The sequence below is a fragment of the Vibrio sp. S234-5 genome (assembly GCF_000960595.1).
Classification (GTDB): domain Bacteria; phylum Pseudomonadota; class Gammaproteobacteria; order Enterobacterales; family Vibrionaceae; genus Vibrio.
Window position 1 is genome coordinate 1 of record NZ_JZAM01000162.1, and the last position, 20,344, is coordinate 20,344.

Annotated in this window: 20 protein-coding genes, 1 tRNA gene and 1 pseudogene; 5 read left to right on the plus strand and 17 right to left on the minus strand. The window is 47.2% G+C overall.

Translation table 11 applies throughout. The annotated features are described in order from the left end of the window. Positions 1 to 610: 610 nt before the first annotated feature. From UF06_RS06890 to UF06_RS06955, 14 genes are all read right to left on the minus strand, one after another. Positions 611 to 1,768 carry a flagellin gene (locus UF06_RS06890; protein WP_045569785.1) on the minus strand — a complete coding sequence of 386 codons (1,158 nt, stop codon included), beginning with the start codon at positions 1,766 to 1,768 and terminating at the stop codon, positions 611 to 613. Positions 1,769 to 2,176: 408 nt separating this feature from the next. Continuing rightward, positions 2,177 to 3,370, minus strand: coding sequence for a flagellar hook-associated protein FlgL (flgL, locus tag UF06_RS06895; protein ID WP_045569786.1), 1,194 nt, complete (start codon positions 3,368 to 3,370; stop codon positions 2,177 to 2,179). 14 nt (positions 3,371 to 3,384) lie between these two features. Next, positions 3,385 to 5,301 carry a flagellar hook-associated protein FlgK gene (gene flgK / locus UF06_RS06900; protein WP_045569787.1) on the minus strand — a complete coding sequence of 639 codons (1,917 nt, stop codon included), beginning with the start codon at positions 5,299 to 5,301 and terminating at the stop codon, positions 3,385 to 3,387. 137 nt (positions 5,302 to 5,438) lie between these two features. Beyond that, a complete protein-coding gene (gene flgJ, locus UF06_RS06905) occupies positions 5,439 to 6,359 on the minus strand; it encodes a flagellar assembly peptidoglycan hydrolase FlgJ (protein ID WP_045569788.1) in 921 nt (306 codons plus the stop codon). Between the two features lie 18 nt (positions 6,360 to 6,377). Next, on the minus strand, positions 6,378 to 7,469 hold the full coding sequence (locus UF06_RS06910; protein WP_045569789.1) for a flagellar basal body P-ring protein FlgI: 1,092 nt from the start codon (positions 7,467 to 7,469) through the stop codon (positions 6,378 to 6,380). A 58-nt stretch (positions 7,470 to 7,527) separates the two neighbouring features. Continuing rightward, complete coding sequence (gene flgH, locus UF06_RS06915; protein ID WP_045569790.1) at positions 7,528 to 8,307, minus strand: flagellar basal body L-ring protein FlgH; 780 nt, start codon at positions 8,305 to 8,307, stop codon at positions 7,528 to 7,530. Between the two features lie 37 nt (positions 8,308 to 8,344). Next, positions 8,345 to 9,133, minus strand: coding sequence for a flagellar basal-body rod protein FlgG (gene flgG, locus UF06_RS06920; RefSeq protein ID WP_045569791.1), 789 nt, complete (start codon positions 9,131 to 9,133; stop codon positions 8,345 to 8,347). A gap of 18 nt (positions 9,134 to 9,151) precedes the next feature. After that, positions 9,152 to 9,901, minus strand: coding sequence for a flagellar basal-body rod protein FlgF (gene flgF / locus UF06_RS06925; RefSeq protein WP_045569792.1), 750 nt, complete (start codon positions 9,899 to 9,901; stop codon positions 9,152 to 9,154). Positions 9,902 to 10,156: 255 nt separating this feature from the next. Then, positions 10,157 to 11,461, minus strand: coding sequence for a flagellar hook protein FlgE (gene flgE, locus UF06_RS06930; protein WP_045569793.1), 1,305 nt, complete (start codon positions 11,459 to 11,461; stop codon positions 10,157 to 10,159). 31 nt (positions 11,462 to 11,492) lie between these two features. Next, on the minus strand, positions 11,493 to 12,200 hold the full coding sequence (gene flgD, locus UF06_RS06935) for a flagellar hook assembly protein FlgD (protein WP_039424622.1): 708 nt from the start codon (positions 12,198 to 12,200) through the stop codon (positions 11,493 to 11,495). 17 nt (positions 12,201 to 12,217) lie between these two features. After that, positions 12,218 to 12,634 carry a flagellar basal body rod protein FlgC gene (gene flgC / locus UF06_RS06940; protein ID WP_039424619.1) on the minus strand — a complete coding sequence of 139 codons (417 nt, stop codon included), beginning with the start codon at positions 12,632 to 12,634 and terminating at the stop codon, positions 12,218 to 12,220. Next, positions 12,635 to 13,033, minus strand: a complete 399-nt coding sequence (gene flgB, locus UF06_RS06945) for a flagellar basal body rod protein FlgB (protein ID WP_045569794.1) — start codon at positions 13,031 to 13,033, stop codon at positions 12,635 to 12,637. A 283-nt stretch (positions 13,034 to 13,316) separates the two neighbouring features. Beyond that, entirely contained in the window at positions 13,317 to 14,144 is an 828-nt protein-coding gene (locus tag UF06_RS06950) for a protein-glutamate O-methyltransferase (protein WP_039445410.1), read from the minus strand. 11 nt (positions 14,145 to 14,155) lie between these two features. Beyond that, entirely contained in the window at positions 14,156 to 15,082 is a 927-nt protein-coding gene (locus tag UF06_RS06955) for a chemotaxis protein CheV (RefSeq protein WP_045569795.1), read from the minus strand. Between the two features lie 77 nt (positions 15,083 to 15,159). On the opposite strand from UF06_RS06955, the gene flgA reads away from it, so the two are divergent. The 3 genes from flgA (at position 15,160) to flgN (ending at position 16,834) form a co-directional block, all read left to right on the plus strand. Next, positions 15,160 to 15,906, plus strand: a complete 747-nt coding sequence (flgA, locus tag UF06_RS06960) for a flagellar basal body P-ring formation chaperone FlgA (RefSeq protein WP_045569796.1) — start codon at positions 15,160 to 15,162, stop codon at positions 15,904 to 15,906. Between the two features lie 160 nt (positions 15,907 to 16,066). Next, the gene (flgM, locus tag UF06_RS06965; protein WP_045569797.1) at positions 16,067 to 16,393 is read left to right on the plus strand and encodes a flagellar biosynthesis anti-sigma factor FlgM; all 327 of its coding nucleotides are present in this window, start codon (positions 16,067 to 16,069) and stop codon (positions 16,391 to 16,393) included. A gap of 15 nt (positions 16,394 to 16,408) precedes the next feature. Beyond that, entirely contained in the window at positions 16,409 to 16,834 is a 426-nt protein-coding gene (gene flgN / locus UF06_RS06970; protein WP_045569798.1) for a flagellar export chaperone FlgN, read from the plus strand. A gap of 195 nt (positions 16,835 to 17,029) precedes the next feature. On the opposite strand, the gene flgP is transcribed toward flgN, so the two are convergent. Both flgP and UF06_RS06980 read right to left on the minus strand, forming a co-directional pair. After that, positions 17,030 to 17,461 carry a flagellar assembly lipoprotein FlgP gene (gene flgP, locus UF06_RS06975; RefSeq protein ID WP_039424600.1) on the minus strand — a complete coding sequence of 144 codons (432 nt, stop codon included), beginning with the start codon at positions 17,459 to 17,461 and terminating at the stop codon, positions 17,030 to 17,032. Between the two features lie 9 nt (positions 17,462 to 17,470). After that, the gene (locus UF06_RS06980; protein WP_039424598.1) at positions 17,471 to 18,106 is read right to left on the minus strand and encodes a FlgO family outer membrane protein; all 636 of its coding nucleotides are present in this window, start codon (positions 18,104 to 18,106) and stop codon (positions 17,471 to 17,473) included. 171 nt (positions 18,107 to 18,277) lie between these two features. On the opposite strand from UF06_RS06980, the gene UF06_RS06985 reads away from it, so the two are divergent. Together UF06_RS06985 and UF06_RS06990 are read left to right on the plus strand one after the other, a co-directional pair. Then, a complete protein-coding gene (locus UF06_RS06985) occupies positions 18,278 to 19,411 on the plus strand; it encodes a flagellar assembly protein FlgT (RefSeq protein ID WP_045569800.1) in 1,134 nt (377 codons plus the stop codon). A 54-nt stretch (positions 19,412 to 19,465) separates the two neighbouring features. Further along, a tRNA-Arg gene (locus tag UF06_RS06990) sits at positions 19,466 to 19,542 on the plus strand. 676 nt (positions 19,543 to 20,218) lie between these two features. On the opposite strand, the pseudogene UF06_RS23965 reads toward UF06_RS06990, so the two are convergent. After that, positions 20,219 to 20,344: pseudogene (locus tag UF06_RS23965) on the minus strand (IS3 family transposase); the annotation flags it as partial.

The following is a 20,344-nucleotide window of genomic DNA, read 5'->3' on the forward strand; positions in this document are numbered from 1 at the left end:
CTGTCATTGCTGCTACGTTGGTATTTACATTCACTGCCATGATGAATTCTCCAATTGATTTTCCGATATTACGGTTTCCGACGTCTCGGAAAACCAAGTAGTTCTCTCAAAGTTACTTTTATTAACGACGTCAAACGCCGAAGCTTTAGCAAAATATTTAAAAAAATAATAAATGGAGATCGGATTAATAAATCTGAGCAAAACTTGCGCTTTGGCGCTCAAGTTTTGTTTAAAGATGTCGAATGGCGAAAATAGAAAAAGGTAGTCATTATCAGCGTTAGCGGTGATGTTTTGCCACTTATCGGCAGCTTGTAGGAAAATTGCGCTTAAGAGGATAAATGTCGGCAGAGATGCCAAAGAATATTCGTTAGAGGGAAACTGAGAAAAAGAAAAAGCCCCATTCCTTTGAGAGAACCGGGGCTAGGTTGGTAGCCAGAGCCAATGTGGAGATCAAGAGAAATGAACACATTTCCGGCACACCGGACAACTTCACATCAATAATGTCAGGCAGGTGAGAGATGAGAGAGCCTTTCATTCAATGTAAAGTTGTTTGCCACGTCATCCTGTACCATAAGCGCACGTCTGAGCCATAGCTGGTACAGGACTTCCGTTAGCCCTGCAATAGTGACATTGCAGAGTTTGGCAACTGTTTTGCTTGAGCAAGTATTGAAGTACCTGCTTGTTGCAATATTTGTGCTTTCGTCATTTGCGTTGTTTCCTTCGCAAAATCGGTATCTTTAATTCGACTGTTCGAAGCATCGACGTTTTCCTGCACGTTAGCGAGGTTGTTAATGCTGTGATTCAGACGGTTTTGCTTCGCACCAAGATCCGCTCGCTGCGAGTCGACGTATTTTAGCGCGGCATCAATCACGCTGATGGCATTTTGTGAGCCTTGTACGGTACGCAGATCAACATCCTGTACCGTGGTCTTGAACGGCTCATCGCTAAGACCAAGATCCTTAGCTAAACCGCCAGAAATGGATACTTCACCTTTTAAGTTCGGCTCTGCGACAAAGATTTGCAGTTTGCCGTCTTCACTTACTGACGCGTTAATCAGATCCGACTGGCCGTTGATGTAGGTCGCAAGTTCTTCAATGTCATCACCCGCTTTGGCCATGATATTGATTTCTAGATCATCAACGTTGCCATCTTCATCTTCGCCCATCATCGGCAAGACAATCTTCATATCGGCATTATCTGCACTGACACTCCAATTGCGGTCTTTGCCGTTTTCCGATTGGAAGGTGGCACCGCCCATACGGAAATCATCTGCGCGAACACTGGTCAGGCCCATAATCATGGCTTCACCGGAGTTCGAGCCAATTTGGAAGGACGCATCACCGAAGGAGCCATTGAGCAAACGTCGACCACCGAAAGAGGTCGTTTCTGCAATACGGTTAATCTCATCTTGCAGGGCATTGGCTTCTTCGTTAATCGCCTGACGCTCTGCTTGCGTATTGGTGCCGTTGGCCGACTGGATAGACAAATCACGCATACGTTGCAACACCGAGGTGACCTCGTTCATTGCCCCTTCTGCGGTCTGCGCAATCGAAATACCATCGTTCGCGTTACGCATTGCCACATCCAAACCTCGCGACTGAGCCGTCAAACGGTTAGAGATTTGCAGACCGGCTGCATCGTCTTTGGCACTGTTAATTTTGTGACCAGAGGACAAACGTTCCATAGAAACGTTGAGGTCATCTGTCGCTTTGTTTAAGTAACGTTGGGCGGTCATCGCGGAAACGTTAGTACTTACTGTTACAGCCATTTTGCTCTCCTTCTGAGTTCGCAAGCTCCTGCGAAGCGGCCAGCTTTACTCTCATTTGGAAAAGCACTGACCGTAATTACTTGCCAAAACTGCCTTAGGCAGCTTTTAGAACCAGGTAAATCCACTCTGAATTATCTAATTCAATTTGTGTGCCAATTTTTAATCTCATCATCTTAAATTTTTAAATCATTTTAAAACAATCACTTAAAAACAGAGTTGCGATGAGTTTTGTCCTTTGGCCACTTCTGTCTGTGTTGCCATTCGGCTTTGCCACCTTGCCGCTTTGCCGTTTTTAAAGGCGAACTTCAAAGCGGCAAACTTATTCCATCTCTATCCGCGCTTAAGGCTTGGCACATAAGGCATCAATCGAGGCGGCTAAACGAATCAGCTACGACTTATATTGGACATTTATAAGTAGTTAAACAGAGTCAGATCTTTGGTTTTACCAAACGCGAGCTGCGAAGCTTGCAATGCTCTGGAATTCTCATTGAACTCAATAATTGCTTTGGAGTAGTCCAGGTCTTCAAAGTTACTCTTAGCTTTACTCAGAGATAGATTGAAGTCTTCATGCTGCTGCTCTTGGATATCCAAGGTACTCAGGCGCGCACCTATATCAGTACGGGCTTTGTTTAAATGGATGAAAGCCGCATGAAATTCCTCAGTCACCTGATGCAACTTCGCTGTTGCGTTGGCATCCGAGACCGAGGCATCGGAATACTTCGCCGCATTTTTAAAACTGTCAAAAATCGAGAAATGTTCACGAGGTTTAAGCTCGATCACATCTCCCCGTTTGATTTGCCCACGCAAATCAATCGTCAAATCGTTGTATTTGATCCCAGTGCTGGCGTTAAACTCATCGGCGGCCACCACACTGCCATCTTTCTCCAACTGATAGCCCCATTTGCCATTACTCATGTCGACAAAGGTGACACGATAGTTCGACTTGTCGAAATAGTCCTCATTGACGGCTTTATCGAGCAGCAATTCAGACGCATTTTGCAGCTGGTATTCGGGTTCGTAATCACCAAATGGGTTCGGGATATCCATAAATAACTTGCTGCCAGGATCGTTCATCGCCATTTCTAAACTGGCCGAAATACGCATTTTGCGTTGGTAGTCGTCACCGGAATAGGTGACGCTGCCATCGTAATCACGGAAAAAAGGCTGGGTCTTCGATTTGGTTCCAGCAAAGGTGTAGTTGCCGGATTCATCCTGTGCGTTTGCCAAATAGAGGAAATTGTTTGCCAGTTCCTCTATTTCACGTTTTTTGGCCATTCGATCTTCCGGCGACAAAGCACCGTTAATCATTTCCATTACCGTGCGTTTGGCTTCATCGGCAAACTGCTCTTGGTTTGCCACATTCACTTCATGCTGTTCTAGGCGGTTGCGCACCAGCACAATCGCGTCTAAATACTGTTTGAGTTGCTCAGCCTGCTGGCCGATATTTTGAATGTAGTGCGTCGCCAGCGGATCATCGCTCGGCGAGAGCAACTTTTTGCCCGAAGCCAGTTGCGCTTGATTGTGATGGATTTTATTTTCCATTCGGCGCAAGTCATTCTGAACGGACTGATAGTTATGGAAGCTGGCAATACGTGAAATCATCTACCGTCTCCTCTCTATCTCAATTGCAAAATGGTGTTAAAGGTATCGTTGGCGGCCTGCATGATGCGTGACGATGCCATGTAGGCTTGCTGAAAACGCATCATGTTAGACGCCTCTTCATCCAAGTTGACCCCGGAAATCGCCGCCACTCTCTCTTGCGCCGCTTCATTCTCGTGCTGGGCGATGGTCGCGAGGCGCGTCGCCGTTGAGTTGCGTAATCCTACGTTGGTATTGAGGTTGTGATACACATCCAAAATGGTCGACTTATTGCCGTCCATTTTTTTGTCCAACTGAATTTGCTGCATTTTTCTCAGGTTGCCGTTATCACCGTCCGAAGGGACAAGGTTTGCCGTGAACTTATCGTTTGCCAGCGCACCGGGGGTCAACTCAAACACCGTTTCTTTGCCGTCTTTGTAGCTCGGGTGGTTGGAAGGCAGCACCACGGAGATCGGCCCATCAGTTGGATAAGGCGCTGGGCTGCGCACCACGTTGCCTTTGGTGTCAATCACGGCAAACTGATCGCCCTTGGGCGATACAATCACCTCAAATTCACGCAAGTCACCGGCTGCCAGAATGTGGAACTGAGCGGTGCCCTGAGCAAAAGTCGTGGAAGCTTCGTAGCTCTGCGCGGCAATGGTATTGGCATCATTGGTTTCCACCTTCATCTGTGCCGCCGAATTTCGCGTCGGGCGCAAGAGGATCTTTTCACCTGATTTCGGCTCGTTGCGCACTTCAACCCGCATGCCGTCCAGATAGAAAGCGGACTTAGCAGAATCGAGTGAAACCGTAACGGTTTCACCAGACGGTTTGGTCACGGTGTAGTTACTGCCATCATAGCGCAGGGCATACTCGCCGCCCTGTAAGGCGGCAATGTCATTGATGAAGACGGCGACTTCAGCCGTTGAATCCGGCGCAGCCACCGCGCGCGATTTGGCAATTAACTCCGAGTTGACATCGGTAAAAATCAGCCCACCGATGTTGCCACGCAAGTCCAAGCCTTGTTTTTGTAACAGGTTGACTTCATTCGAAAATGCTGCCGCCATTCTGCCCATTTCATCCATGACATGTGGGATCTGATTATCACGCATATCCAGCATGGCGCCGAGCTTACCGTCTAAGGCAACACTTTTAATCGGTTTCAGAGAATTGCCTTCGTAGATGGCAAGACGGCGTTGATGAACGTCTGGATAGCCACCGATCATCTTAAGCTGACTTGCTTCAGTACCTGATACCAAAGTGTGGCCGTTGCCGATATGAATGTTGAAGCCTTCCGCGTTTGAGCGTGGCGTGACGGTGACTTTGGTGTACTCAGAGAGCTCTTTAACCAACTTTTCATGCTGGTCCATCAAATCATTGTGCTGCCCGGGGGTACGCATCATTAAGCGATGAATGTCGCGAATTTCCACCGCGATCTGGTTGATGCGCTCGATACCCATATCCAGCTTTTTATTGGTCACGTCATACTGCTGGCGCACCGTTTCGTGAAAACCGTTCACCGTTTCAGCAATAATTCTCGCTTTTTCAAGCAATACTTTACGTGCACCCATGTCGTTAGGGCTGTCCGCCAACGTTTTTAGGGCATCAAACCATTCATTGAGGTTTTCTGGAATTTTCTTCGACGCCACAGAAGAGAGCATACCGGAAAGCATCTCTAAGTTGGCTTCGACGTCGCTCTTGTTGGCATAGTTGGTGGCAGAGAGATTGAGTTCATTGACGGCAAACTGGTCCCATGAGCGGCGAACATTTTCCACATGCACGCCCATGCCGTAGGTAGAGCCGCCAAATTGACGCGGGTCGTTGGTCGCCTGAACCACAGACTGACGGCTATAACCTTCTGTATTGACGTTAGAAATGTTATGACCGGTGGTGTTTAACTGTCTCTGAGCCGTAAGTACGCTCTGAGTACCTACATTCAGAAGATCCGACGCCATACGTGCCCCCAAAAACTCAATCAAATCAGTAAAAACTGAGTACCTGAACACAATAAAGCAAAAGGTATGCCAATAGAGGGAAACGCTGTTTACACAAAGAATAAGGGCCTGATTTTACTCAGGCCCTCGCGTGGAATTTACATGTTTTCTATCCGTTCTTTTACGCTGAGTACCTTCTCAGCGTAATCAGGATCGGTTGCGTATCCGGCCCGGTGAATACCACGGATGAACGCTTCAGAATCGCCATTGTGCTGCAAAGCCACTTGATAGCGAGGATTCTGATTGAGGAACGCCACATAGTCGTTGAAGCTGTCGGCAAATGAGTTATAAGCGCGGAAGGACGCGGTCTCTTTCACTGGCGTGTTGTCATGGAATTCGAGTGTTTGCGTGCGCACTTGCTCACCTCGCCAACTGCGATCCGCCTTAATGTTGAACAGGTTATTACTGCTGTTGCGGGCATTTTTCACTACCTTCTGCCCCCATCCAGTTTCTAGCGCCGCTTGCGCTAACAGTAAACTAGGTTCTACGCCCAAGGTTTTGGCGGCGCGCTCAGCATAAGGGCGCATCGACTGAACGAACGACTCTGGTGAATCAAAGCGAGCCGTCTCTTTGCGACTCAGTTCACCCGATTCGATTAAGCGTTGCTCAATCTCACGCGCTTTGCTGGTATTGACAGGCATTCTCAATGGCGCTTCTTTGCCGGCTTCTCGCATCGCCAGCTCGTTTTTATCCACGCCTTTGTTCGCGCTAAGCTGGGCAACAATCATGTCCGCTAAACCCAATGATCCGGATGAACTCAGTTCGCTGGCCATCTGCTCATCCAGCATCTGGCGATAGAACTGCTCGTTTTGGCTATTCATCAGATCCGACTCAAAGCCCGCATTAGCATCACGCATGGATTTAAACAGCATCGAGGTAAAAATCGATTCAAACTGCTTGGCCGCGGCTTTCAGCGCTTCCTGTTCATGCGCCTCATCACCGCCAACCGCTTGTTGGCGCAGCTTGTCTAGGCTGCTGATGTCGTGAATAAAGCCGATGTCATTTGCGTTGTTGATCATGCTTGCTTCTCCGAACCATCAGATGATGATCAGTTGTCCTTCAATGGCACCTGCTTGCTTGAGCGCTTGCAAAATCGCCATCAGATCCGAAGGGGCTGCGCCGACCTGATTGACCGCACGGACTAAGTCGTCCAATGTCAGTCCCGGTTCAAACTTGAACATTTTGCCTTCTTCTTCGGTGACCGAAATATCGGAATTCGGCACCACGACCGTCTCGCCACCAGCGAAGGAATTGGGTTGGCTGACGCTAAGATTCTCTTTGATTGCTACCGTCATGCCACCATGCGTCACGGCAGCTGGTTTTAGACGTACGTGTTTACCGACCACAATGGTGCCAGTGCGCGAGTTAACAATGATTTTTGCTGAACCATCTGCAGGGTCAAACTCTAAGTTCTCGATCGCAGAGAGAAAAGCAACGCGCTGGCTGATGTCACGAGGCGCACGAACTCGCACCGATGTGGCATCCACTGCTGAGGCCATTTGAGGGCCTAGGAAGTTATTGACCGCATCGGCCATACGCTGCGCAGTAGTGAAATCGGATTCGAGTAGGTTAAAGGTGATAAAGTCACCGCGACCAAACGGCGTGGGTACTTCACGTTCGACCATCGCACCGCTGGAAATAATCCCGACTGTTGGGTTATTGCCGACAATTTTTGAGCCATCGGCACCTGTGGCGCTAAAACCACTGACCACTAAGTTGCCTTGTGCAACGGCATAGACTTGCCCATCTAGGCCTTTGAGGAAGGTTTGCAGTAAGGTGCCGCCGCGCAGACTTTTGGCACTGCCAATCGATGAGACGGTAATGTCGATTTGTTGCCCAGGTTTAGAGAAAGGTGGCAATTCCGCGGTGACCATCACGGCGGCAACGTTTTTGATCTTCGGCTTGGTGCCCGCAGGCAATTGAATGCCGAAATTTTGCAACATGGCGTTAAAGCTCTGTTCGGTAAACGGTGTCGATTCCCCAGTGCCCGGCAAGCCAGATACTAGGCCATAGCCCACCAGTTGGTTACTTCTTACCCCCGCGACCTGGGAGACATCTTTGATGCGCGCCGCTTGTGCCGAAGTCACCGTCATTAACAGACTCATTAGTATCAGGGTGAATTTTTTCATCTTTACTTACCTTCCTCTCTCAACCAGTGACCATATTCAATTGCCACTGGTTTGCCACTTACAGAGAGACATTAAAGAATCGTGCCAAGAATCCGGGTTGCTGCATATCCTGCTGCGTTCCGGTTCCAGAATACTGAATTCTTGCGTTAGAGACGCGGTTTGACGCAATCGTGTTGTCAAAATCGATATCGTCGGGACGAATGGTACCGCTAAGACGAATGTACTCGTCGCCCGTATTGAGGGTTAACCACTTCTCACCGCGGACCACGAGGTTGCCGTTTGCCAACACTTCAATCACTTCAACCGTGATTGAGCCGCTGATGCTGTTACTCTGATTGGCAGAAGCGTCACCGGTAAAGCTGTTGGCGTTGCTCAAGTTGTAGGAAAAATTGTATTTACCATCAATTTTCAGCTCTTGCCCACCCACTTGCAGTGGATCCATGCTGGCATCATTACTCTTTGATAGCCCGGCATTGGCACTTTTCGACGCATTGGTGGTTTCATCTAACAACACGGTAATAATGTCGCCAAGACCACGTGGTTTGGAGTCATCATACAGATCAGAGATGTGATCGGCGCTAAACAGAGAGCCCGTGGCCGCGGCGTAATGCTCGGGCTTTTGATTTGGATGGATGGGTGCCCAAGCCGGGTCACCAGCGACCGGATCGCTACGACCACGCAAGGTATCAACAATACCCGTACTTTGGTCTTTAGATTTGTCGCCTTCAACTGCATCAACGACGGTCGTGGCTTGGCTCACTTCGCTGGTTTCGATCGGTTCTAACATCGTACAACCGCTCATCACTGCCACCAATGCAATCAGACTTAAGCGTTTCATAGCAATCTCCCTCTGGTTCATCTCAAGCTAAGTACGATTACAACTGTTGGTTAACGAAGCTCATCATCTTATCGACTGACGAAATCACTTTTGAGTTCATCTCGTAGACGCGTTGTGCTTCGATCATATTCACCAGCTCTTCCGTCACGTTTACGTTGGACGTTTCCAGCATTGACTGACGCACTTCGCCTAAACCATCCAAGCCAGGGACCCCTTGCTGCGGATCACCACTTGCGCCAGTGGGTAAGTAAAGGTTTTGACCAATGGGCTCTAAACCACCTGGGTTAACAAAATCGGTGATGGTTATCTGGCCCACAACTTGGTTATCTTGCTGACCGCGGATTCGCACTGACACTTCACCATCGGTACCGACGGTAATCGAAATGGCGTCCTCGGGAATCACAATTTCTGGCTCCAGCGGGTAACCGGATCCCGAAGTCACCACCACCCCTTCGCCATTGAGGGTGAACTGGCCATTGCGGGTATAACCAATGTTGCCGTCTGGCATGGTGATTTGGAAAAAACCATCGCCTTCCACCATCAAATCCAGTGCGTTGGTTGTCGTTTGCGCGTTGCCGTGGGTGTGCACTTTTTGCGTTGCCACCACTTTCGAACCCGCGCCAAGCATCAGGCCACTTGGCAATTCCGTATTTTGCGACGATTGGCCGCCGGGCTGATTGATATTCTGATAAAACAGATCTTCAAACACCGCACGACTCTTTTTAAAACCGATGGTTGAGGCGTTAGCCAGGTTGTTTGAAATGGTTGCAATGTTGGTTTGCTGAGCGTCGAGCCCTGTCTTACTTACCCATAGTGCCGGATGCATAATTTAACCCTTACTCTGTTAGCTCATACGAAGCAGTGAATCGGACGCTTTGTCAAGCTCTTCTGCCGTGCTCATCATTTTCACCTGCATTTCAAATTGTCTTTGCAGGTCAATCAGCGCGGTCATCTCGCCGACGGCATTCACGTTGCTACCCTCAATGGCGCCAGTCATGATTTGCACAGTAGCATCGGCTTCGTACGCTTGATTGGGATCTTTGTGACGGAACAGTCCGTTGGTATCTTTAAACAGCGTGCTGTTGTCGGTTTTGACAAGCTTCACACGGTCTATCTGTTCCATTTCTTCGGCAGGCGCGCCTTGCGGCAACACAGAAATGGTGCCATCTCTGCCAATTTCGATCTTACTGATCGGTAAGGGAATCGTGATCGGTGCTCCGCCCTCGCCAAGCACCAGATGCCCGTTGGCATTGGTCAGTAAACCATTTTGATCCACTTTCAGATTGCCATTGCGGGTCAACCCCTCTTTACCAATCTTGTCCATGACCGCAATCCAACCATCACCTTCAACGGTGATGTCCATATCGCGACCTGTTGTAATCACACTGCCCTGAGCAAAATTATGTCCTGGACGCTCCGTCATACTAAATACACGAGTCGGTAAGCCTTCGCCATACGCTTGCATTGACCGAGCTTGTGCCAAATCAGCACGAAAGCCAGTGGTACTGACGTTTGCTAGGTTGTTGGCACGCAGTTGCAACGCTTGCATATTTTGTTTAGCGCCGCTCATGGCTAGAAAGAGTGCACGATCCATAATCTGCTCCTGAAATCGAATTCTAGGATCAGAAAAGCAATCATCATGCCAGTTTATTTTTCATTTAAATATCAAATGGATGCGTTAGAAATGTAAGCAAGAGGCAAACACATTGGTCGGAAAATTACTCAGCGGCATGCCGGGCGGCAAGCAAGAGGCAATCGAGATGATGGTTAAGGGGCAGAGAAGAAACAAGGCTTAACCTGGGTGAGGTCGTCCAGGTTAAGCACCAGATGAATGTCATGAATAAAACGATTAACGAATCTGCAAGATATTCTGTTGCAACTGGTTATGCACTTCAAGCGCACGTGAGTTTGCTTGGAAGTTACGCTGAGCTGAAATCAGATCCACTAATTCTTGCGTCATATCGATGTTGGACTGCTCCAAAGAACCACTAGAAACGGTACCAAATGAACCTTTGTTCGATTCACCCCAGATTTTATCCCCGGAGTTATTGGTAGAGTTCCACTGTGTGCCACCTTTTTTGTCCAAACCTTGCTCATTCGGTACACGAACTAAAGCAACTCGACCTAAAGTAACGCTCTCACCATTTGAATAAGTGCCGTAAATACTGCCACTTTCATCAAAGTCCACTTTGGTTAAAAAACCCGTTGTCGCGCCATCTTCGTCAAACTTAGTCAGCTCAAACGGAGCAGCAAACTGGGTGGAAGAGTTGAGATCAAAATTCAGCACTTGCGTCGGATCACCACCATTCATATCAATTGGGTTAACGCCCGCACCGAGTTGGTCAGTCACAATCGGCTGCCCATTGTTTAAGCTGGCAAGCGTACCATCATTATTGAACTTAATCGTATGCCCAACATGACCCGTTGCGTTAGTTGCATCACCACCTGTGATATTGACTGGCTTCTCACCTTGGCTATCCGTTACCGTGTAGTAGGTTTGCCAGGTGTTCGGTTGCGTCTGATCTTTCAGGTAGTAAGTCGTCAGTTTGTACGACTGACCCATAGAGTCATAAATGGTTGAAGACGTTGAACGGTTATAAGTATCAGGATCCTCGAAATTAAACGCGAGAGGATCTTTAATCGCACCACTTGCTGGTAAGTTCACCCCAACCGTTACATTTGCCGTCTGCTTTGGCTTGCCAAATTCCGCCGGAATGTTAATAGGTTGTGGTTCGTAAGAGGTGACATCACCGCTCTCAGGATCAACCTGATAGCCCAGCAAATATTCATCATTTGCCGTGACCATATAGTTGCTCTTGTTCAGATGAAAAGCACCGTTACGGGTTAGCTCGTTCTGATTCGGTACCATTCTGTCTTTTGCCACGGCAAAGAAACCCGTGCCGCCAATACGCAAATCCATTGGGTTGTTGGTATAAATACTGGAACCTTCATGGAATTGCTGCGCAACTTGGTTTGCTTGTACACCACCGCCAGCGGTGGTTTTCGCATTGGTAAATAGAGAATTTGAATAAACATCACCAAACTCAGCACGCGACTCCTTAAAGCCATATGTGTTGGCGTTGGCAATGTTGTTACTCGTGGTGTTCAGATCTAACTGAGCTGCGGACAAACCGCTTAAAGATACATATGACATTCCAAAATCTCCTTAATCCAGCCAGCGTAGATTACGCTTTGCCAACTTCGAGTACTTCAGCAAGTCGAACTGGCGAATCAAAGCCAGCCAGATTGAGCAGTACGTTACCATCGCCTTTACCCAGCAGAACACTGTTCACGTTGGCATAGGTTGAAACCGGGAAGTCAGTCGCCTGACCATCCAGCAAACCGGATGCTTTCACTTTGTATTTGCCAGCCGGCAATGGATTACCGTTTTCATCTTTACCGTCCCATTCGACACGGTTATCTCCCGCAGGTTTCGCCCCCACCTCAAAGGTACGAATTAATTGGCCAATCTCGTTTTCCACTCGCACAATCACGTTATCCATAGCTTGTGGTAGTTTGACCATGGCAGGCATGCCTGCCTCTTCCTGCTTCATACCCGCCGCGCCTGGCACCAACACATCACGCCCCACTAAAGAAGACGCTTGCAATGCTTGGTTGGACGTCATTGACGAGTTGAGACTCTCAAACTGAGTGTTCATCTTGCCAATGCCATCAACGGTCGCAAATGAAGCCATTTGCGCAATCATCTGGTCATTACTGACCGGCTTAAAAGGGTCCTGTTGAGCCAATTGCTTAGTCAGCAAGGATAAAAAGTCCTCTTGTTTAAGATCCTGTTTACCCGTGGTTGCCGTCGGCTTTTTGCTCTCTTGCAAACTCTTAAGCTGGTCGATATAGGACAAGCCGCTTTGACCAACGTTATTGATTCCGGCCATACGTTAACTCCTTATCCTTATTGACCCATCTGCAGCGTACGCAGCAGCATTTGTTTACTCGCATCTGCTACCTGAACATTCGTTTGGTATGAACGGGAGGCAGAAATCATATTGGCCATTTCTTCCATGACATTAACGTTCGGTTTGTAAATGTAACCTTCATCATTTGCCAATGGATGTTCAGGGTTATATTCCGCGGTCAACGGTTTATCACTTTCCACAATACCGAGCACTTGCACCGGCACTGTATCGCCACGATTATACATGGCATTACTTAACTCAGCGCCAAACACAGCATGGCGCGCTTTATAAGTGTCTTTTGCAGAGCTGCTGACACTGTCGGCGTTGGCCAAGTTGCTTGAAGTGGTATTTAGACGAACAGACTCAGCACTCATTGCAGAACCAGTTACATTGAACACATTGAACAAGCTCATCTAGTTACCTCCTTTAATCGCTTTGGTTAAGTTCTTAAATTTACCGCCCAGAAAATCCAGTGAGGCTTGATGGCGAATCTGGTTTTGCATAAACAGGTTACGCTCTAAATCCAAATCCACCGTGTTGCCATCTCCGGTGTCCGGTTGGGTCGGAAGGCGATAAAGTTTTTCCCCCATCACCGTTGTAGTGGCAGGAATATGCCGACTGTCCGTACGGCTAAGACCAATACTTGCCCCCGAACTTGCCGCCTGTAACTCCTTCGCAAAGTCTAAACCTCTTGCTTTGTATCCAGGCGTGTTCGCTTGCGCAATGTTGGTCGAGATAACCTCGGCATTGCGTTCACGTACTCCCACCGTGTACTGGTGGATGCCTAGTGCATTGTCAAAGGAGATAGCCATATGCGCCTCTACAAAAAGAACTGACCGTTACTAACCAAATAAAAGCAAAGAGCGTGCCAATGCGTGCAATTCAAATTTATCCAGTCCATGAAAAAGTAAGCAATTACTAAGCCAAGTATGCAGATGGAATGTCGTAGATCCGCTTACTCAGACTTAAACTAAAGATATACGCAGACGGATACAGGCTCAAGAAAAGGGTAGAGAGAAAAAGCTGAGAAAGGGCAAATATAAAAGCCTGACAACATGCCAGGCTAGTTTGAAAAGAAAAGTAGAAGAGTTTCCACTATTTCAATTTGTAGATGATGCCAGGGTTACAGCGAACCATTTCAAATCTGTCGGTTAAACCTGTCAACGACTCCGAAGCACCAAGCAACAAATAGCCACCGGGGTTCAAACTGTTCGCCATTTGGTTCAACACTTTAGATTTCATATCCGGAGAAAAATAAATCAACACGTTACGGCAAAAAATAATATCGAACTTACCCAACAAGGCGTAGCTGTCCATCAAGTTTTGCGGGCGAAAGTTAACCAAGCGCTTAACGTTGTCTTTAACCTTCATGCGACCATCGCCCGTGTCTTCAAAAAAGGTGCGGCGGCGCTCCGGGGACAATCCCCGCCCCAAGGCCAAATTATCGTAGATCCCGGCCCGGCACATGTCCAACATACTGGCTGAGATATCGGTTGCCGTAATCGACACACTTTGCAGCATACCTGGCTTACGTTGCTGTGTTTCCAACACCGTCATCGCCATAGAATACGGTTCTTGCCCTGATGAACTAGCGGCAGACCAAATTTTTATCGGACGTTTATTTGCCGCAATCTCAGGCAAAAGTTTTTCCGCCAAAACAGTAAACGGATAGGTGTCCCTAAACCACAGAGTTTCGTTGGTTGTCATTGCATCAACGGCGGCAACACGTAGTTCTCGGTTACGCCCCGTCACGACATCTCTCAACAAATCAGACAACGAAGCGAGCTTAAATTTGGTTACTAATGGGCTAAGACGACTGCGTACCAAATACTGCTTGCTGTCGCCCAGCACGATACCACACTGAGATTCCAAAAAACGGCTGAAGTCGCGATACTCTTGATCACTGATTGTAATAGCAGTCATTAATGTCTCTTTTATTTTGTTAGTGCAGTTTTAACCGCATTCCCAAGTTCATCTGGGTTAAATTTTGCGATAAACGCATTTGCACCCACTCTCTCCACCATCGCTTGATTAAAAACGCCGCTCAGTGACGAGTGAAGAATAACATACAAATCTTTCAAATCCGCATTGCGGCGAATTTCTGCCGTCAGCGTGTAGCCGTCCATTTCTGGCATTTCGATATCAGAGATCACCAGAGAAATTTGGTCTCGAACTGGTCCTTCAGATGCCATTTCTAACAACTTATCATACGCTTCTTTGCCGTCTTTCACCGAGACACAATCAAAGCCGATATTGGTGATCGCACGCTCAACCTGCTTGCGCGCAACCGTGGAGTCATCTGCAATCAAAATACGACGAACCAGTGCTTTTTCCGTCTCAACTTTGGCTATCTCTTCACCGATGGAAGAGTCCATTGTTTCATCCACTGGCGCAATTTCTGCAAGGATTTTCTCAACGTCGAGAATTTCAACCAGTTCGTTGTCAATGTTGGTGACCGCGGTCAGGTAGTTTGCTCTACCCGCCCCATCTGGTGGTGGTAGAATCGCTTCCCAGTGCATGTTAATTATGCGCTCAACCGAAGTAACCAAAAATGCTTGAATGGTTCGGTTGAACTCCGCGATAACGACAAAACATTTGTCGATGTCGGTTGTTGGTCGGCCACCAATCGCCAAACTCAAATCGATGACAGAAACAGTATGGCCACGGATATGAGCGACACCTTTAACTAAACGGTGCAGATTTGGCATTGAAGTAAGCTTAGGGCATTGCAAGACTTCTTTTACTTTAAATACGTTAATACCATAACGCTGGCGGCCCATTAAACGAAAGGTCAACAATTCCAATCGATTCTGACCGACGAGTTGCGTACGCTGATTCACAGAATCAAGAATACCCGTCATAAGCTCATCTCCATCTCAAACTTTTCGATTAAAAGTGATACTCTAAAATTACAGCTGTATAACACCAGAGAAACAGAATGGCACACTCTAATACTTGTTTATATTCATTTACCATCTCTAAGTGTAGAGCTTTCTTCAAAAGTTACGCTAAGTCTATCGGCATTTTGCTAACTTTGTTTAGTTTTTTTGCTCATGCAGCCACAGAAAATCAAATAAAACAGATACAGTTAGCGGCGGAAGAGCACATTTTAGCCAACGTTGAACAGCCCCCTGGTGGTGAGCTGTCAGTGAGTGCCGCTAATATTGATAGTAGAATAAAAGCCACCGATTGCCCGGTTGCTTTGAGTACAAGTGCTAACTCAGATAACGCCAATCGCAGCAACATTAATGTACTGGTCGAATGCCCCTCAGACGATTGGCAAGTGTATGTCCCTGTCCGCTTGTCCATCGCTATTCCTATGGTGGTTGCCACACGAACCCTTGCCCGAGGAGAGATTATCTCCCTTGGCGATGTAAAACATGAGATGATCGAGTTGCAGCGCTTTCGTAAAGAAGGCTTTGCCGACAGCTCACAGGTGGTTGGAGCTAAAGTCAAACGCACTGTTCGATTGGGAAACGTGATAGAACGTGGTGATGTCTGTGTGGTCTGTCGCAATGAAAAGGTGATTATCAAGGCCAGCCAAGATGGGATGGTCATCACAACTCTGGGGACCGCATTACAAGATGGCGCGGCGGGTGAACAGGTCAGAGTGAAAAATGACAAATCACAACGTATAATCGAAGGCATTGTCAGCGGTATTGCCGAAGTCACCGTTCAGTTCTAACCGTTTCGCGCCTTAAGTCGCTGAAGTGGTATGATAAGCGCGGTTGAATTCAGGCCCGATTCCTGCTAGTTAAACAAAAGACAAATTTTTTCTAAAGTATTGGCTTGGTGTGTCGATACTGTGTGTACGAGTTCAGTTACTTCGTAATTAAGGTTTATATATGGCAAGTATCGATAACATACGTTCAGGACAAGTGATGACGACGAACAGTCGTAGCGCTGCGCGTACAGATTCTAGCTCGTTGGCGGAGACGCGCACCGAAGCAAAAAAGAGTCCTGTTGCGCAAGACGCCGTCTCGCTGAGTCAACAAAGTCGCGATATCGGACAACTCCATCAGGATATGGCCGCCAAACCGGCATTTGATGCTGCAAAAGTTGCCGCGATCAAAGAAGCCATTGCAAACGGCTCTTACAAAGTCGATCCTGAAAAACTGGCTGATAGTATGATGAAGTTTGAAAATGAACTGGCTGATCGTATCAAAGCGTAGTCAAGGTAGGTAATCATGGCTGCTTTAGTTGATTTAGTGGAGTTTCAATACGAAAGCGCTAAAGCTCTCTCTTTATTGTTGGAACAGGAAAGCAAAGTGATTGCTAGCCGCGTATCTGTTGATATTGAGAAAATTGCCAAAGAAAAAATGACGCTCATTGGTCGACTACAACAAACCGACCATCGAATTGCCTCTCACCCGCACGTCAAGCAACTTACCGATGATCCTCAATTGAAAGAGAAGGTCGCCAGTATTCAATCGATCATTCTGGATTGCCAGCAGATCAATCAGATCAATGGCGATGCACTTAATCGAGCACAATCCAGTTTTAACAAACTCAATAATATGCTTCAGCAAAGCCACGGAAAAGTCGGCATGACTTATAACGCTGGCGGTAAAACTCATACTATTTCAACTTTAGGTACCAATATCAAAGCCTAAAGTTAATTGTACTAATTCATCTTTCTCGTCTCACTCCTTGATGCCCCGCTGATTAACTCCCTTTGCTGTTCGTTTTGCTATTACTTGTTTTATTCATACTGACCTTGTTTTATTCATACTGACTAAGCAAAAAAAGCGACCCATGTGTGGGCCGCCTGACTAGAGATTATCTGCTGCTTATCTGGATTGGACTGTCTAGAAAAGTGTTTGCTGACGTTTCTCCGGCACTTGTTGCACTTCGCCGTAGTCACGCAATTTGTCCATTTTGCGAATGTCTAAACGCAGTTCAGTGACATAACTATCCCCGACAGGGTAACTGCGCACAACCTCCGCACCGCGTATCACCCCATCGACCGCGCCGGAGGTGTTCTCGACGCCAAGTCGTTGATCCTCTAACTGCGCTCGGCCACTGACTCGCATGCCGTACACTTGCTCAGCCAGCTCGCGGTATGCATCAATTTTTGAAGCTCTCATCGCGCGCACGCGCTTTTCTTCGTCATTTCGTCCGGTTTGTTCACTGATGCTGGCGTAACCAACGGCCACCAAGATCTCTTCCTGACGAATTTGTTGCAATGGCTGACAAGCACTAAGCAAAAAAGCAGCCAAGAGAAATAAGAACTTTTTCATTACCAACTCCTATGGACGCAAGATAACCGTGTAAGGCTGACGGATCGTTGGATCGGAGCGAATAATCACACCATCTTGAGTACGAATACTGTTGAGCGTATCTAAGTCGCGGCCAATTCGATCCGCCGGGAGGAAACCTTGTGCCGAAGCAACCACCACTCGTGTTTGCATGCCAACCACGCGAGCATTGACTAACACACCGCCCTCTTGGCGCAGCATCGTGCCTGTCAACACGTATTGAATCTCTTGCTCTTGCGCTAAATCTTTCCAATCACGACTCAGAGCAAAATCGCCCTGCTGGGTAACCTGAATTGAACCTGTGGTTTTAAAATCTACCACTTTAAAACCACGACGCTGCAACTGATAAATAAATCCTTCGGAAACCGAATTCCCCAGCCAGTTGGTGGCATCCATATTTTGCAGGTCGACAAACGAGGTAACGGCAATTGGGGTTCGCGCAGAAACGCTGGTATTTGAAAGGATCAAATCTTCCGTCAAGCTTTCCACGAAAAAATCCATGGTATGACGAGGGCTTTCCATCAGCATAAACTGACTACCCGAGTAAGGTTCTTTACCGTTGTAAATCGGTGAGTACGCGCATGAGCTCAAGGCCATGACAGACGCGACAACAAGCCATTTTTTCATGGGTTAGTCTCCAGATAATCTCAGATGTCCAATAAGACTGCTTTTGTATTCCTGCTGGTTTACAATCTTGGAACAGTCTTTGCTTTTCTATCTCTGCAACAAGACGAAAACGACATCCAAATACAGCTGAAAAATGTAAAGCAATATTTGTACCCACTTGGTAATACTGTAATGAAAAAACTTATACTTGGTTTTATTTCAATAACTTTGATGATGCTTTCCTCCATCAAAGCTCATGCGTCTTGGTACGAGGTGACAGGGGTTGCCACCATTGTTTCCTCCGAAGAAGTAGCACGGATACACGCTCTGGAAGATGCCTTGTATAAAGCGGTAACTTTTTCCGGCGCGGACATAGGTAGCCTGAGCAACTTACGTCCCTATTTAGAAGATGGTCGCACGGAATATCAGTTTACAAACCATGAAGTACGCTACATCTTAATCGAGTCCCAGCGCACACGTGGCAACAAGGTTGAGATTAAAGCCCGAGTCGACATCTATCCGTCGGCAAATGGTTGCCATGTCAGCCAATACAAAAAGACGCTGCTCGTCGGCAACGTCGAGCTGCTCTCCCCACAGCAAGCGGTGATGGGGCAAATTTATAAGGTGGGTGATGATTTCAGCCAAGTGCTCAACAAGCAATTTGACCAACAATCGAAAAGCTTCGTTTCCGTTGGCACCACCGATTATGCGATAGACAAGCGCAATCCTGAGCGGATCAAAATGATTGCGCAAGATGCAGGTGCTCAATACATCATTGGGGGAGAAATTACCGACCTGACGGCGACCATAGAATCGAAGTTGCTGGCGGACGATATCATTAACCGCCAGTTTGCGCTGGAAATGAAAGTCTACGACGGCAAAACCGGCAACGAGATTTACGCGAAAAGTTACCGTGAAGTGGCCAAATGGCCATTTGCCAAAACCAGCCAAGTGGACACTCGTAGCGCCCGCTTCTGGGCTTCCACTTTTGGCGAAATGATGCTGCGCGTAAGTCGCAACATCATGCTCGACATGGAGTCGGAAGTATCGTGTAAAATTACCCTGCCAGAAGTGGTTGCCGTGTTTGGTAACACAGTGACGATGGATCTTGGCCGCATACACGGCGTGCGTCAAGGCGATAAGTTGCAACTTTGGCATACTGCCGCCTTCATCGACCAATATGGTTTGCCGCGTAACAAGGTATCGCAAAGTGACATTACCCTAACCGTTTCGCGAGTTTACGAAAATGAAGCAGAGCTTACTGTGGATCAGCCCGATTTGGCCTCAAGCATTCAAATTGGCGATGTGATGCACAAACCACTTTAGAATCAAAGGATAAGTTTAAAACTCGATGTTTATTTAGTAGAATATCGACACGTTGCTCCCATGGCACAGTTGGATAGCGCAGCCCCCTCCTAAGGGGCAGGTCGTAGGTTCGAATCCTACTGGGGGCGCCATATTGTATAAAGGCTAGAAAGTTAGTAACTACTAGACTTTTCTTTTCTCAACTCAAAACGGTCACGTTACAGGTCACGTAATACTTTGCTTGCCCTTCGACATCATAAAAATACAGAATACATCAGCGAACATCGTTATAAGTATGACCTCTTATGTTCCTATGAGCAATCCTTAATCTAAGCCTCTAATTTCTATGCGCTAATACGCTGTAAAAGCAACAGGTAAAGATTGCTCACTCGCTACATTTCGAACCCACACAGATATTTTTAGTTGTTACTTCAACTAGAAGCTAATCATTAATGTTAACTACCAATGATTAATCTGTAGTTGAGTTGTTCTAACATGCCCTTGTCCCATAACGTATATGCTGGCAACTAGGAAGAAATCCTTCTCAATTGCTAAATCACCTTTGCCCCAAAATCATTCGGTATCAAGTTCCTGACCACTTTCCTAAGTCAGTTATTGACCTATTTTCCCTAATAGCAGATTATGAGCCTAGTTGAGCACTTATGATTATGCAGACATGTTCTGCAATTTATGAGTAGAAGGAAGAATAAGACCTATAGAACCGTATGTTGCTGCTATGGCGTCTGTATTTTCTGAAAATATTATAAGGACAGAAGTGGACCCCAATGGTTGGACACATAAGCTCATTTCTTAAGTGGTTGACCCAGCTCATGCTGCGTATCTTTGCCTACCGAAGTAGGCCTCATCAGGAGTGAGGTTATTGAGTCCTTGATGGTTACGCTCTTCATTATAAAACACCATGTAGTTGCCGATTTCAAGCTCGGCTTCACGGGG

Coding starts and splice junctions, on each gene's coding strand:
- UF06_RS06890 (WP_045569785.1), bottom strand. CDS start 1,768: ATGGCTGTAACAGTAAGTACTAACGTTTCCGCGATGACCGCCCAACGT.
- flgL (WP_045569786.1), bottom strand. CDS start 3,370: ATGATTTCACGTATTGCCAGCTTCCATAACTATCAGTCCGTTCAGAAT.
- flgK (WP_045569787.1), bottom strand. CDS start 5,301: ATGGCGTCGGATCTTCTGAATGTAGGTACTCAGAGCGTACTTACGGCT.
- flgJ (WP_045569788.1), bottom strand. CDS start 6,359: ATGATCAACAACGCAAATGACATCGGCTTTATTCACGACATCAGCAGC.
- UF06_RS06910 (WP_045569789.1), bottom strand. CDS start 7,469: ATGAAAAAATTCACCCTGATACTAATGAGTCTGTTAATGACGGTGACT.
- flgH (WP_045569790.1), bottom strand. CDS start 8,307: ATGAAACGCTTAAGTCTGATTGCATTGGTGGCAGTGATGAGCGGTTGT.
- flgG (WP_045569791.1), bottom strand. CDS start 9,133: ATGCATCCGGCACTATGGGTAAGTAAGACAGGGCTCGACGCTCAGCAA.
- flgF (WP_045569792.1), bottom strand. CDS start 9,901: ATGGATCGTGCACTCTTTCTAGCCATGAGCGGCGCTAAACAAAATATG.
- flgE (WP_045569793.1), bottom strand. CDS start 11,461: ATGTCATATGTATCTTTAAGCGGTTTGTCCGCAGCTCAGTTAGATCTG.
- flgD (WP_039424622.1), bottom strand. CDS start 12,200: ATGGCCGGAATCAATAACGTTGGTCAAAGCGGCTTGTCCTATATCGAC.
- flgC (WP_039424619.1), bottom strand. CDS start 12,634: ATGAGCTTGTTCAATGTGTTCAATGTAACTGGTTCTGCAATGAGTGCT.
- flgB (WP_045569794.1), bottom strand. CDS start 13,033: ATGGCTATCTCCTTTGACAATGCACTAGGCATCCACCAGTACACGGTG.
- UF06_RS06950 (WP_039445410.1), bottom strand. CDS start 14,144: ATGACTGCTATTACAATCAGTGATCAAGAGTATCGCGACTTCAGCCGT.
- UF06_RS06955 (WP_045569795.1), bottom strand. CDS start 15,082: ATGACGGGTATTCTTGATTCTGTGAATCAGCGTACGCAACTCGTCGGT.
- flgA (WP_045569796.1), top strand. CDS start 15,160: ATGGCACACTCTAATACTTGTTTATATTCATTTACCATCTCTAAGTGT.
- flgM (WP_045569797.1), top strand. CDS start 16,067: ATGGCAAGTATCGATAACATACGTTCAGGACAAGTGATGACGACGAAC.
- flgN (WP_045569798.1), top strand. CDS start 16,409: ATGGCTGCTTTAGTTGATTTAGTGGAGTTTCAATACGAAAGCGCTAAA.
- flgP (WP_039424600.1), bottom strand. CDS start 17,461: ATGAAAAAGTTCTTATTTCTCTTGGCTGCTTTTTTGCTTAGTGCTTGT.
- UF06_RS06980 (WP_039424598.1), bottom strand. CDS start 18,106: ATGAAAAAATGGCTTGTTGTCGCGTCTGTCATGGCCTTGAGCTCATGC.
- UF06_RS06985 (WP_045569800.1), top strand. CDS start 18,278: ATGAAAAAACTTATACTTGGTTTTATTTCAATAACTTTGATGATGCTT.